The sequence below is a fragment of the Burkholderia sp. Ac-20365 genome, from assembly GCF_017104715.1.
GTDB lineage: Bacteria > Pseudomonadota > Gammaproteobacteria > Burkholderiales > Burkholderiaceae > Paraburkholderia.
Genome location: NZ_JAAGPI010000004.1, coordinates 79242 through 101976 on the forward strand (window position 1 = coordinate 79242; position 22735 = coordinate 101976).

General features: G+C 59.6%; 24 protein-coding genes. 22 read left to right on the forward strand and 2 right to left on the reverse strand.

Annotation, left to right across the window (positions count from 1 at the left end; genetic code table 11):
• Nucleotides 1-564: 564 nt before the first annotated feature.
• Nucleotides 565-1104 carry a hypothetical protein gene (locus tag G3O01_RS09055; RefSeq protein ID WP_205804205.1) on the reverse strand — a complete coding sequence of 180 codons (540 nt, stop codon included), beginning with the start codon at nucleotides 1102-1104 and terminating at the stop codon, nucleotides 565-567.
• A 577-nt stretch (nucleotides 1105-1681) separates the two neighbouring features.
• On the opposite strand from G3O01_RS09055, the gene G3O01_RS09060 reads away from it, so the two are divergent.
• The 16 genes from G3O01_RS09060 (at nucleotide 1682) to G3O01_RS09130 (ending at nucleotide 14230) form a co-directional block, all read left to right on the forward strand.
• Complete coding sequence (locus G3O01_RS09060) at nucleotides 1682-2818, forward strand: ribonucleotide-diphosphate reductase subunit beta (RefSeq protein ID WP_205804695.1); 1137 nt, start codon at nucleotides 1682-1684, stop codon at nucleotides 2816-2818.
• Nucleotides 2819-2960: 142 nt separating this feature from the next.
• On the forward strand, nucleotides 2961-5873 hold the full coding sequence (locus G3O01_RS09065) for a ribonucleoside-diphosphate reductase subunit alpha (protein ID WP_205804206.1): 2913 nt from the start codon (nucleotides 2961-2963) through the stop codon (nucleotides 5871-5873).
• Nucleotides 5874-6302: 429 nt separating this feature from the next.
• The gene (locus G3O01_RS09070) at nucleotides 6303-6449 is read left to right on the forward strand and encodes a hypothetical protein (RefSeq protein WP_205804207.1); all 147 of its coding nucleotides are present in this window, start codon (nucleotides 6303-6305) and stop codon (nucleotides 6447-6449) included.
• 95 nt (nucleotides 6450-6544) lie between these two features.
• A complete protein-coding gene (locus G3O01_RS09075; protein ID WP_205804208.1) occupies nucleotides 6545-6790 on the forward strand; it encodes a hypothetical protein in 246 nt (81 codons plus the stop codon).
• A 130-nt stretch (nucleotides 6791-6920) separates the two neighbouring features.
• Nucleotides 6921-7169, forward strand: coding sequence for a hypothetical protein (locus tag G3O01_RS09080; RefSeq protein ID WP_205804209.1), 249 nt, complete (start codon nucleotides 6921-6923; stop codon nucleotides 7167-7169).
• Between the two features lie 143 nt (nucleotides 7170-7312).
• Nucleotides 7313-7561: a hypothetical protein gene (locus tag G3O01_RS09085; RefSeq protein ID WP_205804210.1), complete on the forward strand. Its 249-nt coding sequence runs from the start codon at nucleotides 7313-7315 to the stop codon at nucleotides 7559-7561.
• Nucleotides 7562-7711: 150 nt separating this feature from the next.
• Nucleotides 7712-8194, forward strand: coding sequence for a hypothetical protein (locus G3O01_RS09090; protein ID WP_205804211.1), 483 nt, complete (start codon nucleotides 7712-7714; stop codon nucleotides 8192-8194).
• A gap of 137 nt (nucleotides 8195-8331) precedes the next feature.
• Nucleotides 8332-8661, forward strand: a complete 330-nt coding sequence (locus G3O01_RS09095; protein WP_205804212.1) for a hypothetical protein — start codon at nucleotides 8332-8334, stop codon at nucleotides 8659-8661.
• Between the two features lie 138 nt (nucleotides 8662-8799).
• The gene (locus G3O01_RS09100; protein ID WP_205804213.1) at nucleotides 8800-9153 is read left to right on the forward strand and encodes a hypothetical protein; all 354 of its coding nucleotides are present in this window, start codon (nucleotides 8800-8802) and stop codon (nucleotides 9151-9153) included.
• Nucleotides 9154-9380: 227 nt separating this feature from the next.
• Nucleotides 9381-10109, forward strand: coding sequence for a hypothetical protein (locus tag G3O01_RS09105; RefSeq protein ID WP_205804214.1), 729 nt, complete (start codon nucleotides 9381-9383; stop codon nucleotides 10107-10109).
• 183 nt (nucleotides 10110-10292) lie between these two features.
• Nucleotides 10293-11297: a phosphoadenosine phosphosulfate reductase family protein gene (locus G3O01_RS09110; protein ID WP_205804215.1), complete on the forward strand. Its 1005-nt coding sequence runs from the start codon at nucleotides 10293-10295 to the stop codon at nucleotides 11295-11297.
• Between the two features lie 172 nt (nucleotides 11298-11469).
• Entirely contained in the window at nucleotides 11470-11769 is a 300-nt protein-coding gene (locus G3O01_RS09115) for a hypothetical protein (protein WP_205804216.1), read from the forward strand.
• A gap of 201 nt (nucleotides 11770-11970) precedes the next feature.
• Complete coding sequence (locus G3O01_RS09120) at nucleotides 11971-12258, forward strand: hypothetical protein (RefSeq protein WP_205804217.1); 288 nt, start codon at nucleotides 11971-11973, stop codon at nucleotides 12256-12258.
• Between the two features lie 46 nt (nucleotides 12259-12304).
• Complete coding sequence (locus G3O01_RS45550; RefSeq protein ID WP_277403017.1) at nucleotides 12305-12439, forward strand: hypothetical protein; 135 nt, start codon at nucleotides 12305-12307, stop codon at nucleotides 12437-12439.
• A gap of 547 nt (nucleotides 12440-12986) precedes the next feature.
• Nucleotides 12987-13160, forward strand: coding sequence for a hypothetical protein (locus G3O01_RS09125; RefSeq protein WP_205804218.1), 174 nt, complete (start codon nucleotides 12987-12989; stop codon nucleotides 13158-13160).
• A gap of 158 nt (nucleotides 13161-13318) precedes the next feature.
• Nucleotides 13319-14230, forward strand: coding sequence for a hypothetical protein (locus tag G3O01_RS09130; protein ID WP_205804219.1), 912 nt, complete (start codon nucleotides 13319-13321; stop codon nucleotides 14228-14230).
• Between the two features lie 148 nt (nucleotides 14231-14378).
• On the opposite strand, the gene G3O01_RS09135 is transcribed toward G3O01_RS09130, so the two are convergent.
• Nucleotides 14379-14525, reverse strand: a complete 147-nt coding sequence (locus G3O01_RS09135) for a hypothetical protein (RefSeq protein ID WP_205804220.1) — start codon at nucleotides 14523-14525, stop codon at nucleotides 14379-14381.
• Here G3O01_RS09135 and G3O01_RS09140 point away from each other — a divergent pair.
• From G3O01_RS09140 to G3O01_RS09165, 6 genes are all read left to right on the forward strand, one after another.
• On the forward strand, nucleotides 14524-15945 hold the full coding sequence (locus G3O01_RS09140) for a hypothetical protein (protein ID WP_205804221.1): 1422 nt from the start codon (nucleotides 14524-14526) through the stop codon (nucleotides 15943-15945). The two genes, G3O01_RS09135 and G3O01_RS09140, sit on opposite strands and share 2 nt — an antisense overlap.
• 167 nt (nucleotides 15946-16112) lie before the next feature.
• Nucleotides 16113-17429, forward strand: coding sequence for a metallophosphatase family protein (locus G3O01_RS09145; RefSeq protein ID WP_205804222.1), 1317 nt, complete (start codon nucleotides 16113-16115; stop codon nucleotides 17427-17429).
• A complete protein-coding gene (locus G3O01_RS09150) occupies nucleotides 17353-18060 on the forward strand; it encodes a phospholipase D-like domain-containing protein (protein ID WP_205804223.1) in 708 nt (235 codons plus the stop codon). The genes G3O01_RS09145 and G3O01_RS09150 overlap by 77 nt, the downstream gene beginning before the upstream one ends.
• A gap of 242 nt (nucleotides 18061-18302) precedes the next feature.
• Complete coding sequence (locus G3O01_RS09155) at nucleotides 18303-20732, forward strand: hypothetical protein (RefSeq protein WP_205804224.1); 2430 nt, start codon at nucleotides 18303-18305, stop codon at nucleotides 20730-20732.
• A gap of 122 nt (nucleotides 20733-20854) precedes the next feature.
• Nucleotides 20855-21529 carry a hypothetical protein gene (locus G3O01_RS09160; RefSeq protein WP_205804225.1) on the forward strand — a complete coding sequence of 225 codons (675 nt, stop codon included), beginning with the start codon at nucleotides 20855-20857 and terminating at the stop codon, nucleotides 21527-21529.
• Nucleotides 21529-22689: a hypothetical protein gene (locus G3O01_RS09165; protein WP_205804226.1), complete on the forward strand. Its 1161-nt coding sequence runs from the start codon at nucleotides 21529-21531 to the stop codon at nucleotides 22687-22689. Before G3O01_RS09160 ends, G3O01_RS09165 begins: the two co-directional genes overlap by 1 nt.
• Nucleotides 22690-22735: the final 46 nt, after the last annotated feature.

The window sequence follows — 22735 nt, forward strand, 5'->3', positions numbered from 1 at the left end:
CGCAGCTCACATTGACGGGTTGCGACTCCGGTTTGGACCGGACGCCGTCGACGCGCGCCTACGACAGGCAAAAGCGGGCGAGGCCACATTCTATGCCCGGGAAGGTCCGAACGAGTTCGGCACTGCGCCCTCCGAATTGCAACCCTGGCTCGCCTCACTCGACGAAGCCTTTAACGGGGAGTTTTCAGCCATTGCCGCTGAGACTGGCCCCGATCTCCCGACGGTCACCCTTGGCGACTCGCCGGCGCGCTCTTCAAATTTCTCTATGCGGCTCTTTTGCGATGGCTGCGACGGGTCGTGCGTAGGCACCGCGCGTCGATGCAGCGAGATGCGACAGTCGCTGGCAATCAAATCCCGATCTTCAGGAAGGAAGGAAAAGGAACTGTGGGCTTCCCCGGCCGAGGTACAGCCGATCGAGTTTGTCGATCCGTAGGGAGGCGGGTGGCGCCACGAGACGAGGCCCATGCCGAGCCTTCGATAGGTTTCAGCCGCCAGGTGCGCGGAGTGCGCAGAAATGAGGGGTGTGAGCGGATGGCTCGGCGGCCGGAGCCGCGAGCCGGGCAATTAGCCGATTTCGAGTTCTTCCGCCATCTGGGCAGCAGTCTTGGGAATGTGCCCGATCGAGAACTGCTTGATGCCGAGTAGCGCCTGGGTCACGGGTTCGAGCAGCAACTCGCGCTTGTCATGATCGAGCTTTCCGTTGAACTCGGACATATAGAGCTTCGTGCAGGCAACATCGGCGCGCACAAGCAGCCGATAGATCGTCGCGGCAAAGGGCGAAATAATGCGCAATGTGTACGTTTCCCCCGGGAACACAGCCTCGTTGATTTCCCCTTCGTAGTACTCGGTATCGGCTTCCAGCATCTCCACAGCGCCAACCAGATCGCCGAGCAGTTCGTTCAGGCGTTCCTTCTTGTTGGTACGACGGCCTCTCGCCGAATTCACGGACAGATAGAGACGGCTCGTCACAAAGTTGAATTCGCGGATCACCCAGCGGCGAATGCGGGGAGAGCGAATAAACGCCGTTGCTTCGGCGGCGACCGCCGTATTGATCTGGTTTGTCCGAGCCTCATTTTTCGGCGCGGAAAGCTTGATATTGTTCATCTTGGGTGCCTTGACCTCCCGAACTGCGTTCACTTGTTGATCTGCCAAGAGACGCGTCCCGGGTACCGAGACTGGCCGACCGCATGCCAGGAATGTCCTGAATGCTCTGGATTCTGCACCCTGTCACCCATCCGGGTCTCATGAATGCAGCCGCTTTTGCTTCGATATTCGCCGTGTGTCACTGCCCTTTTTTTCGGTTATGATTCTTCTCAGATTTTGAAGCGCCGATAGTTCGGCATGACATGCGACCGGTTTTACCGCGTCGCTCCAATCGGGTCACCTAGGACCCGACCCGCGCGTAGACCACGTGTTGGTGATGAATTTGGAAAGCGAACTGGTCGTCGCTTTTGACGTCGGGATACTCCTTAGTCCCGAAGTCGTTGTCGGTGACGATGACGATGTCCGGAGGCGGGTTCCTCGGAATCTGCCTCCGGGAGTTCAACATCATCCAGAAGCCGCCGTTTCGGGCGGCGTTTGCATTTGTGGCTTCAGAAAGGCGACTACGGCCGGCAGAGCGATCTCCGTCGACCGAAGATGCTTTTCAACCGCGTGCGTGCACGCACAAACTGGAGTCCACATGTCTACACTATCCTGGGATGAGGAGGCCACCGACGCCATTTCGCCCAAACCCACCAGCGCATCGAACACCCAGCAAGAACCCGGCGCAATTCCGCAGATCTCGGCACCGCACAACACGGGCCGGATTAACGTAGCGGACAAGCGCATCATCAACGGCCAGACTGACGTCAATCAGCTCGTGCCGTTCAAGTACAAATGGGCGTGGGAAAAATATCTGTCCGGTTGCGCGAACCACTGGATGCCGCAGGAGGTCAACATGTCCCGCGACATCGCGCTCTGGAGAGACCCGAATGGGCTGACGGAAGACGAGCGTCGCATCGTCAAGCGCAACCTCGGCTTCTTCGTGACGGCCGACTCGCTCGCGGCGAACAACATCGTACTGGGCACGTACCGCCACATCACGGCGCCCGAATGCCGCCAGTTCCTGCTGCGCCAGGCCTTCGAAGAGGCGATCCACACGCATGCTTACCAGTACATCGTGGAGTCGCTCGGACTCGATGAAAGCGAGATCTTCAACGCTTATCATGAGGTGCCGTCAATCCGCGCGAAGGATGAGTTTCTGATACCCTTCATCCACACGCTGACCGACCCGGCCTTCACCACGGGAACCCTCGAAGCTGACCAGAAGCTGCTCAAATCGCTGATCGTCTTCGCATGCGTTATGGAGGGCTTGTTTTTTTACGTCGGCTTCACGCAGATACTCGCGTTGGGCCGCCAGAACAAGATGCCGGGTGCAGCGGAGCAGTATCAGTACATTCTGCGCGACGAGTCGATGCACTGCAATTTTGGCATCGATCTGATCAACCAGATCAAGCTCGAAAATCCGAATCTCTGGACCTCTGGGTTTCGCGAAGAGATTCGTGAAATTTTCCTGCGAGCCGTCGAGCTGGAGTATGCTTACGCGGAAGACACCATGCCGCGCGGCATCCTCGGCCTCAATGCATCGATGTTCAAGAGCTATTTGCGCTTCATCTGCAACCGCCGTTGCCAGCAGATCGGTCTCGATCCGCTCTTCCCGAATGAGGAAAACCCTTTCCCCTGGATGAGCGAGATGATCGACCTGAAGAAGGAGCGCAACTTCTTCGAGACCCGCGTCATCGATTACCAGACAGGCGGCGCCCTGTCCTGGGAATAACCCCCTCAAGAAAACCGCTGGGCTCATGCCCGGCCGGACCCTCGACAAGCTAATCCCCTCGGAGTTCTTAGCCGGTAGCCATCACGCTACCGAGTAACAGCTCCACCTGTTACGTACGCCCATAGGTTTTTCAACCGGCGCAATGGCGCCAATACCTAGGAGAAGTTACGTGAACGACGATCTTATCAACTCGAAGAAGGTCATCAAGCGCACAGGGGAAGTCGTCCCGTTCGACACGAGCCGCATCCGTGTTGCGCTGACCAAAAACGCCCTCGACGCGCGCGGGCTAAAGGCGGCGGGGCGAACCGATCTGCCGCAGCACGACCGCGCGCTCATCGATGCGGTACTCGACGATGTCCTGCGCGCAGTGACGCGCACTGACGCGCTGGGAGTCGATATCGAGACAATTCAGGACACTGTCGAACTTTCACTCATGCGTCGCGGCGAGCACGATCTGGCACGTAGCTACGTGCTGTATCGCGCTAAGCGCACTGAAGAGCGTGAGGCGACTGTTTCGCCGCGGGCAGATCGCGCAATGCGTGTAGTAAACGCGGTCGGCATTTCGACGGACCTGAACACGGCCGCCTTGCTCGAAGAGCTGGCGTTCCGTTCTGCGGGCCTCGATGTTCCGGCACCGCAGGTGATTCTCGATGGCGCGATGCGTCAGTGTTTCGACGGGATGCCGGAGGAGGCCGTTCGCACGGCACTTCTGCTGAGCGTGCGCGAGAAGATGGAAATGCATCCGGATGCGACCAAACTGGCGGCCGGAATCGTCATCGGGACGCTGCTGGCCGAAGTGACGGGTGAGATCGTTGCTTCGCAGGATGTGAACGCCGCGTACGTGGACGGTTTCGCCCCGTACATCAAGCGTGGCATCAAGGCAGAGCTGCTCGACGAAAAGCTGGCCGGGTTCGATCTCGTTCGCCTCGCGAAGGCTTTGCGGCCCGAGCGCGACGCGCGATTCAACTACCTCGGTATCGAGACGATCGCCGAGCGCTATCTGCAGCACATCGAAAGCACGCGCATCGAATTGCCGCAGTGGCTGTACATGCGGGTCGCGATGGGTCTGTCGCTGAACGAGATCGACCGCGAAGCGCGAACGATCGAGTTCTACGAACTGCTCTCGTCGAACGACTTCATGTCGTCGACCCCGACGCTGTTCAACTCGGGCACACGCCGCTCGCAACTTTCGTCGTGCTATCTGACGACGGTGGCGGACGACCTGGACGGCATCTACGAGTCGCTGAAGGACAACGCACTGCTCTCGAAGTTCGCCGGCGGTCTCGGCAACGACTGGACGCGGGTGCGGGCACTCGGTAGCCACATCAAGGGAACCAACGGCAAATCGCAGGGTGTCGTGCCGTTCCTGAAGGTGGTCAACGATACGGCTGTCGCGGTCAATCAGGGTGGCAAGCGCAAAGGCGCGGTGTGCGCATACCTGGAGACGTGGCACCTGGACATCGAAGAGTTCCTCGAACTGCGCAAGAATACGGGTGACGACCGCCGCCGCACGCACGATATGAACACGGCGAACTGGATTCCCGACCTGTTCATGAAGCGCGTGATGGACGAAGGCCACTGGACGCTGTTTTCGCCGAGCGATGTGCCCGATCTTCACGAGAAGTTCGGCAAAGAGTTCGAGGCGGCCTACGTCCAGTACGAGCAGAAGGCCGCTCGCAAGGAAATCCGTCTTTCGAAGACAGTCGAAGCAGGGTGGCTGTGGCGCAAGATGCTCGGCATGCTGTTCGAAACCGGGCATCCGTGGATCACGTTCAAGGATCCGTGCAACGTTCGCTCACCGCAGCAGCACGTCGGTGTCGTGCACTCGTCAAATCTTTGCACGGAGATCACGCTCAACACGAGCGAGATGGAAATCGCTGTGTGTAACCTCGGCTCAGTGAATCTCGTCGCGCACCTGAAGCAGGGAGGCGACGGTTCGTACGCGATCGACGTTGAAAAGCTTGAGCGGACCGTGTCGACGGCGATGCGCATGCTGGACAACGTCATTGACATCAACTACTACGCGGTGCCCAAGGCTCGGAACTCGAACCTCAAGCATCGCCCGGTGGGTCTCGGCATCATGGGATTTCACGAAGCGCTGCAGGTGATGGGCGTTGCATTCGCCTCGGAAGCAGCAATCGAGTTCGCCGACGAGTCGATGGAGTACCTGGCATATCACGCGTATCGGGCTTCCAACGATCTCGCGAGGGAGCGTGGCCGTTATTCAACGTTCGCGGGTTCACTGTGGGATCAGGGCGTCTTGCCGCACGAAAGTGTAGCGATGCTCGAGGAACAACGTGGACTGAAGGTGGGGTTCGAAATCAGGCCGCGCCTTGGCGAAAAGTGGGCTAGGTTGAAGGAAGACATCCGCAAGTACGGGATGCGCAACTCCAACTGCTTGGCCATAGCACCAACGGCCACCATCAGCAATATTTGTGGAATTTCGGCGTCCATAGATCCGGTCTTTCAGAACATTTTCGTGAAGAGTAACCTGGCTGGCGAGTTCACACAGGTTAGCCAACGCATGGTCGTTGATCTGAAAAAGGAGGGTCTTTGGGACGAAATGATGGTGCTGGATCTGAAACACTTCGACGGGTCGCTTGCGAAAATCGAGCGCGTTCCGGAGCGGCTACGGCAGATCTATGCAACTGCGTTCGAAATTGATCCGACATGGCTCGTGGAGTGTGCGGCTCGCCGACAGGTCTGGATCGATCAGGCACAGTCGCTCAACATCTATCTGGCGGGTGCATCGGGTAAAAAGCTCGACGAGGTCTACAAACTCGCATGGGTGCGTGGACTGAAGACGACGTATTACCTGCGCACGATAGCAGCAACGCATGTGGAAAAATCGACGGTCGCACCGGGACGCCTCAATGCCGTGCCGTCGGGCGGTGAAGATGGGGCCCGCACGAAACCGACTGTTGAAGATTCCAAACGTGTTGTGACGTCGCCAGCAGCCAGTGCTACATCGGAAGAACCTGATGCGCTCGAAGGCCGGGTGTGCATGTTCCGTCCGGGAGACCCTCTGGCGGCCGACTGCGAAGCGTGTCAGTAGCGGTGGGCGAAGCAAAGAAATCTAGCGGTACGTAAGTTCTTTACAGCAATCATTCGGTAACTGTAGAATGGGGAGTCCGTAAGGGCTTTCCTTTGTTCACCCAAACGTGGACAAAGGAAAGCGCCTCCACCCCGAGGCGGAAGAAGCAAAACGCGCCGTGCAGATGCGGCATACGGGGACACTCATGAACTTCAAGAGCGAACGCTTGCTAAGCTCTCGGCCCGCCTAGGCGCCGAATCACGCAAGCGGCACTGCTATTGCCTTGCGAAAGAAGCAGGTAGAGCAGAACGTCTTCGCTCACGCCATTCCATCAAACTGAAATCGTTCGCGCCCGCGAAGGCTTTCCTGCGCCTGTTTGGCTCACGAAAGTCGTTGCGTCACGCACCGGCTTCCTCTTTTTCACGCCGCTACGGCAACAAGAGGAACCTCATGAACGAGCAAACCATCAAGTACCAGCGCACCCCGGCTCGCCAGATCGACAGCCAGGACCCGAACAAGTCCTATGTCTATCTCAATGGCTGCAAGCTGACCGAAGTGCGCATCAACGGTGTCTGGGTCTGCACGAACGTGGAATAAGGGTCGATCGCATTCATGCGACCACCCCGATCCAGTCCGTGTGGTCCAGTGCCTGTGTAAACCATCAAACCCGCAACTATCAAGAGGTAACTCTCGTGGATATCCGTAAAGGTGTTCGCCGTCGCATCCTGCTGTACGTTTTCCTTTCCCCCATCTGGGCTCCGCTGCTGGCGGCTGCTCTCTGGCGGATTGTGATTTTCGCCCTGCATGGTGTGCATAGCCATCACAAGCCCGAAGACATGCGCGCTGTTGTGCTGTTCTTCTGGGCATTGTTCGCAATTGCACTTTTTGTGAAGGTCGTCTTCATCAAGAAGCCGAAAACCGAACCCGTTCGCGTCTAGCGAACCAGGAACGAAAGCCCTCTGGGCTTTCCGATGTGCGTCATGTGACCACACCGGAAAGCCAGATTCACTCCGTGAACTCAGGCTTGCCCTTTTTTCAGCGCCGTTACGGCATCCAAAGGGGTAATTCATGAAAATCGCAAATCTGATCCAGAAAGTCGCTTACATCATCGCAGCTGTTCTGGTGATCGCAATTGGTGTGTACGAAGCGGTTGCAATTCCCTCGGGCACGATGACGATGCGCGCTGCGATCTTCATGCTGTGCATCGCTACGCTGGCAGCATGGTTCACGCTCGCTGGCTATCACGCACCGGGTTTCGGCCGCTTCCTGCAATCGCGGATGCGCAAGGCATCCTTCCCGCAAATCCAGCGCGTCTGACGCGTCATCAACCTGAAATCGAAAGCCCGTCCGGGCTTTCCGCTGTGTGTCCTGTGACCACATCGGAAAGCCAGTTCACGGACAACGTGAAAACCAGGCTTACCCTTTTTTCAGCGCCGTTACGGCATCCAAAGGGGTAATTCATGAAAATCGCAAATCTGATCCAGAAAGTCGCTTACATCATCGCTGCTGTTCTGGTGATCGTAATTGGTGTGTACGAAGCGGTTGCAATTCCCTCGGGCACGATGACGATGCGCGCTGCTTTCTGCATGCTGTGCCTCGGTACGCTGGCAGCGTGGTTCACGCTCGCTGGTTATCACGCACCGGGATTCGGCCGCTTCCTGCAATCGCGGATGCGCAAGGCATCCTTCCCGCAAATCCAGCGCGCCTGACGCGTCATCAACCTGAAATCGAAAGCCCTCAGGGCTTTCCCGTGCGTGTCGCATACGACCACACCGGAAAGCCTCGATGGCGGATGTGCCCCGAGACGTACCCGAACCTCTTTAAAACGCCGCCGTGCGCGGCATCACAAGGGGTTAGTCATGAAATTCGTCACGAAGTCCATCTCCGCTATCCATGTCGCCGCGATAGCTGTCGTTTTTGCGTGCCTCCTCTTCGAAGTCCACGCACTGTTGACGGGGACGATGACGGTGCGCATGGCGATGCAGGCGCTTACGGTCGGATCAGCCGCTGGCTGGATCGTGCTTACGACCGGATGGACCGCGCTTGCCGGACACTTTGCGCTCGCACGGTTGCGCTCGCGCAGCGCACAGATCGTCAAAGGCGCGCTTCCCAGGATCAACGCAGGCATCAACTGGTTTCTCCTCACAACGATCGCTGCGTGTGCCCTGATCCTCCTGTTCGGACTCAGTGAGGGCACCCTTTCCGAGGGCATACTCATCGGGGTGTTGCTCACCGCGGCCAGCTTCTCGTTCGTGGGCGTGGTTTGGCACCTCGCGTATAGCCAGTACGAGGAGTTGAACGGGTTTATGCAGCCGGCGGGAGACCTGGCCGCCGGGCAATAATCTGCACGCTGGATGTAACAGGAAAAAGCCCCTCCGGGGCTTTCCCGCGCCAGCCTTAAGGGGGGCGTCGGAAAGCCGCCCAGACGTTCGTGGCTATCCCTTTTTCACGCCGATCTTCGGCACATAAGGGGTAACTCATGAAAATCGCAAGCTCGATGCTGGCAAAGTTCGTCACACCCAAAGTGACGCGCTATCACAGTCTGTCGGCTCACAGCGTCGACCTCAAGCGCACGGCCCACACGAAACTCGCGAGCCGCGTGTTTTTCTGGGCAATGATGTTTGCGGTCGCCGTGTACATCGAGTCGGTGGCGTTTGCGAACATCCTCCATCGCGATGTCCCGCCTCTGGCGGCGTCCATCCCGGTATGTGTGCTCGTCGCTTTCGGCGCGCGGCTCGCCATCCAGATGCTGCTGTCCGCGCGGGCAACGAACAGGCGACTGCACGCTCACGCACTCTCGCGACGCTAGTCGCCGCGTTCACTGAAATCAAAAGCCTCTTCCAGAGGCTTTCCCGTGAGCGTCCTTCGGCGCCCACCGGAAAGCCTTCGGCACGCGAAGGTTTCCCCGATTACCACGCCGTTTTCTCGGCAATTCAAGGGGAATCTCATGAAGAACGTAATCGCAAAGGTCCAGGCTTTCGTCCGCGCTGTCGTGGTGCTCTTCGTCACACCGCGTGATTCGGGTCTGGTTCGCGAAATCTGCAACTACCGTTTCGCAACGGCCGGCAAGATGCACTCTGTCCTGATCTCGGGAATCGCGATCTCGGCGCTCGTGTTCATCTACATGATTCTCAGCGCGGCCATGATGAACGTCGACGTGAACTTCCGGTTCATGGTGACTTTCGCATGCTCTCAGACGGCGCTGCTGGTGATCTCCTTCATCGCACTCAGCTGGTATTACTCGGCGATGTGCAATCCCGAAGTGATCCTCGCGCGGCGCAGGCTGGAAGGGCGTCTGTAAGCTTTAAACCGAAATCGGAGCCCCAGCGAGGGCTTCCGCGAGGTAGTCGCCAGATTGCCGCGCGGAAGCCTTTCCGGGGCTCAACAAACGCGACGAAGGGCATCCCGCAACGCTCACGGTCTTTAAAAACTGTCCAGCGATGCAGGGCGTCTTTCCGGTTGTTTAAGCCACTCCGGGCCCGGTCCTATACTCCTTTCCCAACGCCAGATGGCAACAAGGAGTAATCCATGAAACCCCGTAACAACGCCCGTCGTCAGACGTCCCGCAAACAAGCGAACCGGAACGGCTCGCACCGGAAGCAGAAGGCGGCCAATCCGGCTACGGTCTCTGCGTCGCAGACGTCGTCGACGCCTGCGCCCCAGGCGCCGGCGAACGCGAGCCCTGGCAACGCGCAGCAGTCGAACGCCCAGTTCCTGAAACATTCAGCGTCGCATCTCATCGGGCACCTGGCCGGCGACGCGAAAGAACTGCTCAAGGTTCTCGTGCTCATCGCAGTCGCAATTCCGCTCTTCGCGTTGAGTCATCTCGCCGATGGCACGGACGTCACGCTGAGCTGGCTCATGCAGGTCGGATTCAGCGCGGCGCTCGTCGCCGCGAGCCTCATCGTGATTCTGTCCGCGGCGAAGAAGGCGGGCGTCCGCCTGCTGAGCGCCCAGAGCAAAGTGCCGCTCCCGAAGCCGACGGACGTGCTGGAATTTCAGGCGCTGGTATCGATTGGTATTTCGACAGCCATTCTGCTTGGGGCCATTGCCGTGTATGTCGCGTGCGAACTGCTCCTGGAATTCGGTCACGCAATTCATGCGCCCGAGTTCCCGCTGCAGGTCCTCGCCTTCATGCACAAGTGCGTTGTCGAGATGGGCTTCGGTGTCTGGCTGGCCGAAATGCTGGTCTGCGCACTGAAGTATGCGCACGCACTGTTTGCCAACGCCTCGGCGGAGGTTCGCGGCGCGCCCTGACACGCAGGGATTCGAAGAACTGAGGGACGCGACTGGCAACAGTCGCGTTTCTTTCACCCGGTTGCATGGCCCGTGATGAGTGAAATCTGCGTATCGCAACGTGCGTGGATCTGACTTATCCCAACCCCCGAACCCTTTTTCTGATCGCCGACTCTTCGGCACCAATATCAAAAAGGGAAAGCCATGCATCAGCAAACTCTGTTCGATGCGCCTGTCGAACCTGAAAGTGTCGAGCCTCTGTTCGATCCGTTCGCCTACGAAACGTACATCGTGTTCTTTTCAGGCGGGAAGGATTCGGTCGCGTGCCTGCTTCATCTGCTTGACCTGGGCATTGACCGCTCCAGAATCGAGCTATGGCATCACGACGTCGACGGAAACGGCGAGTCCTTCATGGACTGGGCGATTACGCCCGACTATTGCCGCAAACTCGCCGACGCGTTTCGCCTGCCGTACTACGTGAGCTGGCGTGAGGGTGGATTCCTGCGCGAGATGTTGCGTACTGACCAGCCAACCGCGGCCGTGACGGCTGAGACGCCGTCGGGTCTCGTCGTGGCAGGCGGGGCAGGGCCGTCGAATACGAGGCGCAAATTCCCGCAAGTCACCGCGTCGCTCGCGCAGCGCTGGTGTAGCGCGGCCCTGAAAATCGACGTGGGCGCTGCGGCAATTCGGAACCAGGAACGCTTCATCGGGTCTCGCACCCTCGTCATCACGGGCGAGAGGGCGGAGGAGTCGGCAGCTCGAGCACGCTACAACGTGTTTGAACGAGATCGAACGCATACGCAGAGCCGTCACGTCGATCACTGGCGACCGGTGCTGCACTGGACCGAGGAGCAGGTATGGGACGCACTGCGACGCCACGGCGTTGTGGCCCATCCCGCCTATCACCTCGGTTTTAGTCGGGTGTCATGTGCCCACTGCATCTTCGCAAATCCCGACCAGCGCGCGACTGAACGCAAGCTCATGCCACTGCGATTCGACCGAATTGCCAGTTATGAAGTGGAGTTCGGCATGACGATCGCACGTTCGAAGAGCGTTCACCAGGTTGCAGACGAGGGCACTCCCTACGACTACGACGAGGAGACCGCGGCAGTCGCCCTCGGGACGCTGTATCAGCAACCAATTCTCGTCGATCCAGCAGCATGGAAGCTGCCGTCCGGAGCATACCGGCACGGTGGCGGCCCGCTCTGACGACGCAGCCATCAACACAATCCTCAACGACAGGGAATGCCTCACGGCATTCCAGAACCACACGCGGTTCTGGAATGCCCCGTGGCAGATCGCTTTTCCCCGCCGGCATACCGGCAATCGCGATCATGGGCGCCACCCGGTGTGTGCCCAATCAACCGAGAGGACATGAAAGATGAAACAGCAAGCGCAGATCGAACCGGTTCAGGATCTCTCGAGCCGGGCAATGAAGGCTCGCCTCGATGTCTGGAGTCTCCCGCGTATCAAGGACAGCATCGCCGACCGCTCCAAGGTCGTCGGTCGCTGCGTCACCTGGGGCGCCGGAGGCCAGACCACTGTCATCGTGGCCTGCGATCCCGCGACACATCGGGTACTCACGCAGTCAGGCTCGGTCTACGAACTCGGCATGCCAAACATCGGATTCGCGGTCGCGAACCCCGGACTGATGGCACAAGTGGGCTTTGGCTCAACCTGAGTGCATCAAGCGCCAGCAAATGCCTGCTGTTCTCCGCCGGAGACGACAGGAGGGAATGCCTCCACAGGCATTCCAGAGCCGATGGGTTCTGGAATGCCACATCTCGGCAGATCGCTTTGTCCGCGCCGGATTTACCCGGCATCAATTGGTAAGCGCAACGGAAACGTTGCAAAGCGGATTAACAGCAATTGGAGAACAACAATGAAATTCAGGTTATCGGAAGAACTCAGGAAAGAGCTGACCAACTCTCTTGAAACGCTCGTCAGGTTCGCTGCCGACGTTTTCACCTCGGTTGTGATGCTCTTTCTCGTCGCAAAATCGGCACTGTTCAGCCATTCGGTTATCGAAGGGCTGGCTGTGGCGACACATGACACGCTGACCAGCGACCTGCTGTCGGCTGCTCATGTGGTCACGTTGGTCCTCCACGTCTTCGCCTTCGGGTGGGTGTCGTGGTTGGCCTTCAAGCGCTTCGTGAGAAGCCTCAAGTAAGTAGTCCCTTTTCAAACCCTGGTGTCTAATTAACCGGAGAATCCTCATGAAGAAACTCGCCAATCTGTTCGTCGGTGAGGTGCTCGATTTCACACGTGAAGTCGTTCAACCGATCCAGTCGGGCGTCCGCGCTCTCATCAGCGCGGTGGGCCGTGGTGCCCCGGCACAGTCGGCAGACTGATCCGGCTCCACTGTCCGCGAGTAACAGTCGTGAGCAGTGGCAAGAGGTCCCTTCGGGGACCTCTTCCGCTTCCACCCATCAAGAACCTGTTCGGCAGGGCATACAGCAGTGGAGGAACCACCGCTGTGTCTCCTGACACTCCAGTTTTCACACGCCTTCATTGGCATACTGGAGAAACCCATGAACAACAAGTTGTCTGCGAGGACGAAACCCGAAACGGGCCCCGCAATCACGGCCCCCATGCTGCCCGCAGTTGGCCAGCGTGTAGGCGTAGTGTGCGGTCCCGGCGAGCAGCCCCGCGATAACGCTGGCACGGTGCAAAGCATCGTGAAAGATCGCTGGGGCTCTCACGCCGTCATTCAGATGGATGCTGGTGACACGCGAACCTGCCACAGACTAAACAGAGGACCGGGAATCGGATGGCACACTCTCTAAGGAACGTCCGGTATTCCCTGGCACCGCATGCCTTGATCGCTTCGAATTCGCGCGCCAAACGGTGGTGGCCTGCTGCGCACGCAATCGTAGGCTTTCCCGGCGGAGGTGATTCGTGAAAACGGCAAGCTGGGTGATCCGCGAAAAGTGTACAGGCAATGTCCTCTTCGAAACCTGGGACGAACAGAAGGTCGCTCGACTCAATACGTCCAGGTACGAGGCTGTTCCAATTCTCGACTATCTGACCGGCCTCAATCGCGCGATCCGCGAGGGGACGATCGGTAACTGACACCGCCGCGAAGTCTCGCGCGCCGCCCGCCTTTGCGGTAGCGCGCGAGCCTCGCGATCAACAATCAGGGGGCACACCGGTTATCCAGACCGGCGTGCCCCTTGGGCACTCCCTTTTTCCAACGCCGATCCGATCGGCAACAGTCAAGGAGTGCATTCATGAGTAACAGCAACAGCAGCATCATGTCGTTCCCTTCGAGAGGCGAGTGGGGTAAGGCTTCGTGGCGCGGAAACTGTAGCGGTCACGTATACCGCACGCTGTTCGAGCAGATCCTCGTGGGCCTCGCCGATCCTGTATTCATCGACCCGATGATGGGGTCGGGCACGAGCATCGATGTCTGCAAGGACATGAACATCCGCGCGCATGGGCTCGATCTGCACATGGGTTTCAACGCGTTGCGTGACAGCATCCTGGAACGAACTGGGGAGCCTGGTAATCTCGTGTTGTCGCATCCACCTTACGGGGGGCAGATCAAATATTCGGGAGAAGTTTGGGGCGAGACTCCTCATCCCGATGACCTGTCACACTGCGTCGACGACGAGGACTTCCACAACAAGCTTGCGTACTGCGTGCTCAATCAGCGCGACGCCACCGTCGATGGTGGCTACTATGGCGTGATCATCGGAGACTGGCGTCGCCGTGGTAATTACACGAGCTATCAGGCCGAGCTGATCGCACGCATGCCGTCGGACGAACTGGCGGGCGTGCTGATCAAGGCGCAGCACAACACGATGAGCTCGTTCAAGAAATACGCGGGCAAGACAGCTTTGCCCTTCATCACGCATGAGTACATCGTGCTCTTCGCGAAGAAGGCACGGACCGTGCTCGATGTGCTCGCAATCACAGCGCGCGAAGCGCATGCGCGCCTGCAAGGCACCTGGCGCAACGTGGTGAAACTCGTGCTGATGAAACTCGGGGGCAGTGCGCCACTTCAGAAGATCTATGAAGCGGTGTCGGCCGCGACTGACAAGGTCGCATCGAACCCGAACTGGCAGGCCAAGGTGAGGCAGACGCTGCAGTTGCATGCAGAGTTTGCCCGGTCCGAGCGTGGCGTCTGGGCGCTCGCGTAAGCGGACAACGGCGAACGGAAGGTAACCCCTTTCCGTTCGTCCGTCGTCACGTTACACTGGTTGTGCTTCAAGGGACCGCGCCCCCTGGCGCATGACAGGGCTCTCGCCCGGATCGCTTCGGCGATCGACTGCATCACATCAACGAGCATCACGTCATCAGCGTGCCCACTGGCATGGAGTCACCATCCCAGTGCGCGACGCGCACGCCTGCCTTTAATCGCCAGTAATGGCATGAGGATCGATCCGGCAACCGCCGGCGATAACCGTCCGGACGCACGTCCAGGAAGGCAGACATGACCATCAAATCGAAATCCATTCTTTCCGACCGCCTGCAGACCAACGGCAGCGCTCGCGCTACCGGCAAGATCCGTTGCGGCACGAAGGAACTCACGAAAGCAGCAAAGCGCAACGAGCACGCAGTCAAGATTTTCGAGGCAGGTAAGCGCGATCGGCTTCGTGCTTCCGAAATCGAGAAACTGATTCGCGAGCAGACCGATATCGCGAATCCGATGTATCCGAAAAACACCGAGTACTTCAACGTGTCAGCGACCGACTTTGTCTTGCCGCTGTTCGCCCAGAAGATCCTCGAAGTCTATGGCGAAGACCGCGGCGAGGGACGTCAGCTGTACAAGATGCCTGTCCTTTTCCATTCGGACCATCTCCTCGATTTTTTCCCGCACCGGTTCGAAAGCCATACGGGCCCGGACAAGTTCCGCTCTGCATTCGACGACGCAGGTAATCGCGTCTGCGAAGCGCTGCCGGCCATCAAGCCACAGGACATCCTCAAGCAGCGAAGCGCCGGCATCAGACGGGTGCCGCGCCGAGACTGGCAGGTGCGCAGCCTGTGTGAGCCGCGGGTGTGCAAGGAGTTCCAGACGGGGCAGTGCAAGTTCAGAGGGCAGGTGAAGTTTTTCCTCCCGCTGATTTCTGGCCTCGGCCTGCTTGTGCTCGAGACGAGTTCGGAATACGCGGCGGAAAACATCTGGGCGACACTGGATCAGATCAAGGATGCCCTCGGGTACATCCCGCGATCGAATCCCCAGAAGCCAGGACAGCCCGTCTTCATGCTCAGCAAGGTACAGGAGGAGCGCGTCTACTACGACGAGAATGGCGAAAAGAAGAAGGGCCTGCAGTGGGTTCCTCGACTGACTGCCGATCTCGACATGGGGTCGTTGCTTGCCTCGTCGCATGCTGCTCTCGCTGCACCGACGGTCCCTGCCGCGTGGCTCGCCAATCCGGCCGCAACGGCGCCCGTCGACGAGCCTGCTCAACAGGCAACGGTGGCGCAGTCAGCCAGTGTCGCAAAACAGGAAACGGTCTCGGTTGTCGACCCGGTTCTGGTGCAGATCGAGGCAGGCCTGAAGACGGCCGGCTGCGACGCCGCGCTTTTCTACCGGTACGTCGAAAGGAAGTATGGCGCGCAGTGGCGTAATCAGCCGGGCGCTCTCCAGCAGACGTTCGACGCGTTGCAGAAACTCATGAAGTACGGCAAGGACATCGACCTCGTCGTGCGTGTGCGACTGATGCCTCTGGATCTTCAGATCGACGAGGCGCAGTTCGCGGTGTACACGCGGGAAAAGTTTGGTGATGACTGGCACAGGAGTTTTCCCAAAATGCGCCAGATCATCGGGCATATGGACCAACTCTTCGCCGGCGGCCGCGACGCCGCGCTCCAGACCATCGGGGCGTCCCACGATCTTGCCACGCCCGCGTAACGGGTAACAGGAAGGCCTCTCCCGGGGCTTTCCTGAGCGGTAGGGTGAAATCAGTATCAACACAGAAAGCCGCCTAGCGGCTTTCCCAAGGCTTCGGTCTTGGGAAAGCCTCTCTCTCCTCCTGTCCTGTTTTTATACGCCGCTCAATGCGGCAGGAGGGGATTCTCATGAACCAGCAATCCGGACGGGCTGTGCGGATCGCTCATTTGAGCGACCTTCACTACGCGCCGACGACCATCGCCGAGGTTGGGCCGTGCATGGAAAGCGCGGTATCGGACGCCATCGCAGCAAACGTTGATGTCGCCATCATCACGGGCGACTCAACTGATCGCCCACTCGGCGCTCACGTCCCGGCATTTCAGGACTTCGTACGGCAGGTTCAGCGCCTGGCAAATCATTGCCCGGTTCTGCTGCTACAGGGCACCTTCTCGCACGAACCACTGGGCATGCTCCATCTTTTCAGTTTTGTCTCCGCGCGTTTTGGCATTGAGGTGGTGGACCGCATTGGCCAGATCGCGCTGATCGACAAACGCTGGAAGTGGGTGCAGTCCGCCGGCGAGTGCAGAGGTGCCGACCTTGTCGTGTCAGCCGTTCCTACCGTCAATCGTGCGGATCTGATCGCATCGGTCGGCGCGGAACACGTCGCACAGGCAATGGGTGACGTGCTCGCGGGACTCATGGCTGGCGTCTTCGCACCCATCAATCGCGAACTGCGCGCGATGGGCATACCGACCGTTCTCATTGGGCACGGAACGGTAAGCGGTGCGCGCACGGAAACGGGTGTTCCGATGGATGGCCTCGATCACGAGTTCACGACGGGCGGGCTGTATGCCGCGCTCTGTTCCGCCGTGATGCTCGGCCACATCCATCAGCACCAGAGCTGGTCGCGCGAGTTCGAGGGCGTCTCACAGCTGATTGCATACGCCGGCAGTATCGGTCGCAATCACTGGGGTGAAACCGGCAAGCGCGGTTTCCTCATCTGGGAAGTCCTCGCACGCTCCGCCAGTTTCGATTTTGTCGAGACGCCGGCATGCCGGATGGTGGACTTCACATTCGAAGGCGCCCCGGACCTCGACTATCTGAGGACGAACGCTAGCGATCTGTCTGGCGCATTTGTGCGCGTCACGTACGAAATCGACGAGGAGTTCGCGTCGACGGTAGATCGCAAGGCCATCCGGGAAATTCTGCGGATGGCGCAGGAGGTGCATATCGACGGTCGGGTGATCCCGGCCATCCGTCGACGCGCACCAGGCATTTCCCGGCTCGCATCACTCGCGCTGAAGGCGGCGCGCTGGTGCGAGGCAACCGGCAACGAAGCAGAAGCATCAATGATCGTCCCGCGTCTGGAGATGCTCCAGACGTCGGACCCGCAAACCATCGCTACATCCATCCTGAAAGGACTTCAACATGAAAAAAACGATCAAGGCAATCGCCGCGCTGACGCTGTTGACGGCGTCGACGCTGTCGCATGCGGGCCGGTATGACTGGATCGCGGAAAGCGTCCAGCCCGTAGCGGACGTCATCACGAAAGCAGAAAACAAGGTGTCGTCGGCTATGGGTGCTCCCAAGGCGTCCGAGGCAAACGCCGATCTTCCGTCGATCACGAGCAAGGGCCACGCGAACTGCGACAGCATTCCGCTGCCTCCAGGCTCGACCCTCGACGTCGGCTTCTCGCCCGAGGGCACAGCGGAAGCGAAGGTGGTTAAAGCAATCCGTGAAGCGAGCGCCGGTAAGGGCGAGCATTCGATCCGCATGGCCGCCTACGAGTTCACCTCGTGGCCGGTAGCCAAGGCACTCGTCGCGGCGAAGGATGCCGGCGTGAAGGTCGCGGTCGTCGTCGACGCGAAGGAGAACCAGAAAAAGGCGTCGAAGGTCAGCTATCTCGTGGGCCACGGAATTCCGGTCCGCATGGATAGCAGCATCGCGATGCTCCACGACAAGGCGATCATCATCAATTCTGACACCGTCGAACTTGGCTCCTTCAACTACACGGCAGCTGCCGCCTCCGCAGAACATGCGGAGAACGCCGTGATTCTGCGACACGCGCCCGCTGTGGCTGCGTGCTATGCAGTTCATTGGCGGAAGCTGTGGGAGCAATCGACACCCGTGAAGTGAACTGAAAGTGATATGGGCCACCGGCGATCCTCTGGATCGCCGGTGTGTCTCCAATCAGCACTGGTATCCGTTCCCCGTTTGTTGTATTCTTTGCTCGCCGCCAGCGCGGCATTAACGCATTAAAAATCGCAGGTGTTTTTCCTTGCCGCAAGGCTGCCAAGGACAAGCATCTACGTCGATCTCTCTGAGACTCCGGCTCCGGACGTTTTCAAATCGCCGCTCCTGCGGCATGGAGATCGAAAATGAAGCCACTTGGGCTCTATCTGAAGGGCTTTTCAGGGATCACGTACGGTCTTCACAAAGACGAGATCACCCTGGACCTCACGGCCATCCCCGAAACTGCAACACTCATCGCTCTGTCTGCGCCGAATGGCAAAGGCAAGTCGACGATCCTCGATAACCTCCACCCGTACCGCATCATGCCGGGGCGGGCGCGAGGCAAAGCAACCCCCACCGCGTTTTCCTACTGGAACGAACTCGCATCGCCTGTCGCTGAAAAGCGCTTCGACTGGGAGCACGAAGGGGCCGTCTACCGGACCCATCTGCTATTCAAGTCCACGGGCAAAAGTCAGTCCCAGTCGGCGTATCTACTCGAGCGTCGCGGCCTGAACTGGGAGCCAGTCAGTATGCCGGACGGCACAAAGTCGGACGGCAGCGTCGCGTCGTACGACCGGTGCCTTGAAGCAATCCTCGGCAAGTGTCCGGTATTTGTCACGACTGCCTTCGCGGCTTCCAAGCGAACCATGCTGGCCGCGTATGACACGAGCGACATCAAGAAACTGCTCAGCATCTGGCTCGACGTCGAACGCCTCATCAAGATGAGCGATGACGCTGCCAAAGTCTCCGCGCTGCTTCAGGTGAAGCTCGATGAGATGCACACCCAATTGCGCGACGAGCAGTCGATACGGGACGCTGTACGTGTCGCGAACGAACTTCGCGCGCGCCTCACCGGCCAGATTGAAGCGCAGAACATCGCACTTCACTCAGCCGAGACCGTCGCAGAGGACGCCCGCCAGTCGGTCGTGCGCCTTGATGCACAGGTCGAGGGTATGCGCCAGATCGAGGTTCAGCGTGCGGACCTGCGCAGGCAGATCAACGAGGAGCGCAGTCGCGCGGAAGACCTGGCCGGTTCGATCCGCAAGCAGGCGAATGCGGCACTCGAACTCCACCGGCAGCAGGAGCGCGATCTCACGCAGAACCTCACGGCAACCGCGCAGGACATCCGCCAGATCCGGGTGCAGCTCGAAACAGTCGAGGCCCGGATTGGTGAAGAGGCTGGCGTCATCGCGGCAGCCACGAAACTGGCCGAGGTTCAAAAATGCCAGACGGATATCACCTCGCAACTGGAGGTGATCGCCCGGAAGGTCGCAGAACTCAAGCCACATCGTGTCATTGTCGTGCAGCAGACGGAATTGCAGGCGAACGCTTTCACGAACGGAAGCGCGACGCGGCAGCGTATCGAGCAGATCGAGAACACGGCAGCGTTGGCTGGCAAGGTGCCGTGTGTGGCGACCGACCTGCAGTCGCGATGCGAACTGTTGAACGACGCGCTGGCGGCCAAAGCGCAACTTCAATCGGTGACGACTGAACTGTTCCGCCTTCGCAAGGAGTACCGGTCGGCTGGTGAGTTGCTCAAGCGTGCCGGTGTCGAAGTCGCGAAGCTCGACGAGCTCGAAACCCAGGAAAGCCGCTTGCGTGCTGAATTGGGCGAACTGGCCACACAGGCTACTGCACTGGCCGCAACGGCGGCGCGGGCACAGTCAATCGCCGAGGCGAGACAGCAGCTACCCGTGCTCCGGTCGACCTTGTCCCAGAAGGAGCAGCATCTGGCCGAAGTCGAAGGCCGACGAGCAGCGAACGCCAGGGCATCGCAGGCGCTCGACGCGGAAGTCGAGGCGAAGGTCGGCGAGTGCCGGAAAGCGTCTGGTCTGGCGGTACAGGTCCTCGAACAGCGGCTTGCCGGTCTCCCCGCCGAGATCGCTGCACAGGTCAGGGCGGACGCTCTGGCGGCGCGTAACAACGCGGAGCAGGCAGTCGCGGTTGCAAAGCAGAAGCTCGCCGAATCTCGCGGGCAACTGACAGACGCTGAGCGCCAACTCGCGCAGGTGCAGGTGAAGCTCGAGCAGCTCGAACCTGTTCGGTGCATGGCCGACACGCTCTCGATAGAGATCGCCCACTGGAAGCAGACCTCGTCTGCCGCTGGCAAGGACGGCCTGGTCGCATTCGAGATTGACGACGCCGGTCCGGAAATTTCCGCCTACGCGAACGAGTTGCTCAAGCAGTGCTACGACGGTCAGTTTGTCGTGCGCTTTGCGACGCAGCACGAGTTGCGCAGCGGCGAGGTCCGGGAGGGCTTCGACATCAAGGTCCGCGACACACAGGGCGGCCCCGAGAAGTCGATCGACGATCTCAGTGGTGGGCAGGAAGTTTTCGTCAATGAGTGCGTCACCCGTGCAGTCGCGCTGTATCTCGCCGAATCCGGCAGGTATCGGTACGACACGCTGTTCACGGATGAGGCAGACGGTCCGCTTGACGAGGATAAGAAGCGCAAGTTCATCGCGATGAAGCGCAAGGTGCTCGAAATTGGGCGCTATAGCCGCGAATACTTCGTTACCCAGACGAAGGAACTGCAAGGAATGGCCGACTACGTTATCGACGTGGCCGCGCTGTAACCGAGCGGGAAAGCCCGAAAGGCTTTTCCCCTGTGGTCGCGATGCGATCCCAGGGGTAAGGCTTCATGGCCCGTTTCTCCGGTTTTTAACGCCCTTGATGGGGCATCACCCACGGAGAAACTATGAACTGGGGAATCGTTGTGAAAAGTCTTGAGCGCGTTGACAGCGCGAAGGTGATGCCGGAGGCACCCGCACCCGTCGTTGCCACAAAGCCGAAGAAAGCAGCCAAATCCGCTGCCGTCTGCGCGACTGTCGTGACCGCTCACGCGAAGCTCAGCGAAGTTCGTACCGTTTCGCTGGCGGAGCCTGACGACCTCGATGACGACGTCGTTGTCGTTGAAGCGAGCAGTCAGATTGAAATCGACCGGTCGGACAGCGCGGAGACCATCCTCGCGAAGTCGATGTGGAACCTGATGGGCAACGACCTGCGCGCGAGCTTCCAGTGCGTCGCCCTCGAGGAGTCGTCAGGGGACCTGTTCGGTCCTTTTACGGCACCGGATGCCAATCAGACGCGGCTGTATGACTGCCTCGCGTGGATCTACAGCTTCCAGCGTCCACGACGCACGGAAGTGATCGATGGGAAGGTGGTCAAGGATGTCTGCGTGACGATCGAGTGGGTTGCAAACCAGCTCGGCTGCGACGTGCACGCATTGCGTCGTCGTCTTGGCCGTGTGATGCGCCCGCATCTGAAGGGTCTGCTTCGCACCGTCGCAAAGATCACAAGTCCGGGCTTTGTCCGTGACTGTGAAATGAAGCTGGCGGAGTACGTCGATGTCACAGGTTGGAGGGTTCAGTAATGGGCTCCATGAACCTTGGCATTTTCGGCGTCGCTCTGCTGGTGTTCCGCGCGGCGTTCTACATCGTGAAGCACGTCTTCATGGGGTTCCGCGAAGTTGCGCGTTACACCGCGCGGGTCTTTATGACCTATCGGATCACGCGGCGCGAAGAGCAGGCTGTCGATGTCGCGAAAGCGAAGCTGGATTCGCAGGCGGGTGAAGCGGCGTCTGTCGCTGAACCCGCTGTGGCCGCAGCCCCTCAGAAGCGGGAAGCGCCGTCAGCCTCAGCGACGCCAGTCGAAAGACAGGCGCCCGCTGCTGCAAAGACAGCCGCTCCTTCGACGGAGGAAGCGGTTCGCAGCGGTTTGCACGCGTGCGACGTAACGATCGCCGACAAGCACGCCATCCGGAAGATCGGGGGACGTCCGTATCGGTTCTCGATGTATCGCGACGCGGGCAAGGTGGAACGGTTCGATCAGAAGGAACAGTCGAAGCTTGAACCGTTTACCCGGAGCCTGGCAAAGAAGCATGGTCTTGCCTTCAGCCTCGACGAAGCGATCCGATTCACGGCAACGCAAATCGCAGCCGCGAAGAAGTCGCCCGCACCGTCCCAACCGGCCAAACCGGGGAAGACATCGAAAGCTGCAGCGCCGGCCCCGGACGAGCGACAGCCTGCGCCGGACGCCATGCCGGACTACGGTGACGGTGATCTGCCGCCGGAAATGCCGCCGTGGATGAACACCGAGTCCATGAGTTCGCAGCAGGAAGACCACTACGAGCAGTTTGTCGCTCGAGAGGCAAAGATGGCGCCCCCGGAGGTTGGTCAAACCAGTGTCGACGACGAGGAACCCACATGGGAACCCGACGCCTACCAGGGTGTGATCAAAACTCTTGAGTGGCAAGCCCGCAGGCGTTCGGGTGGTCGCGGATTCAAGATCTACACGATGACTCTCGATACCGAGTCGGACGGAGATAAGGAGTTCGGCGGCGTCGAGATGCAAACTCTCGCGCAACGCTTCGACCTGAAGGTGGGCGACACGGTGCAGATTCGCAAGGGCACGCAGCCCTTCACGACCGTGAAGGGTGACGGCGAGTCCGAACGGCGAACCCGCAACGTTTTCAACCTGCATGTGGTTGCGCGGGCAATGAACGGACGTCGTCGCTACGCGAACGGTAAGTAACTGGAGAGGAGGGCGCGAAGTATCGCGCCCGACTCGCACGAATTTT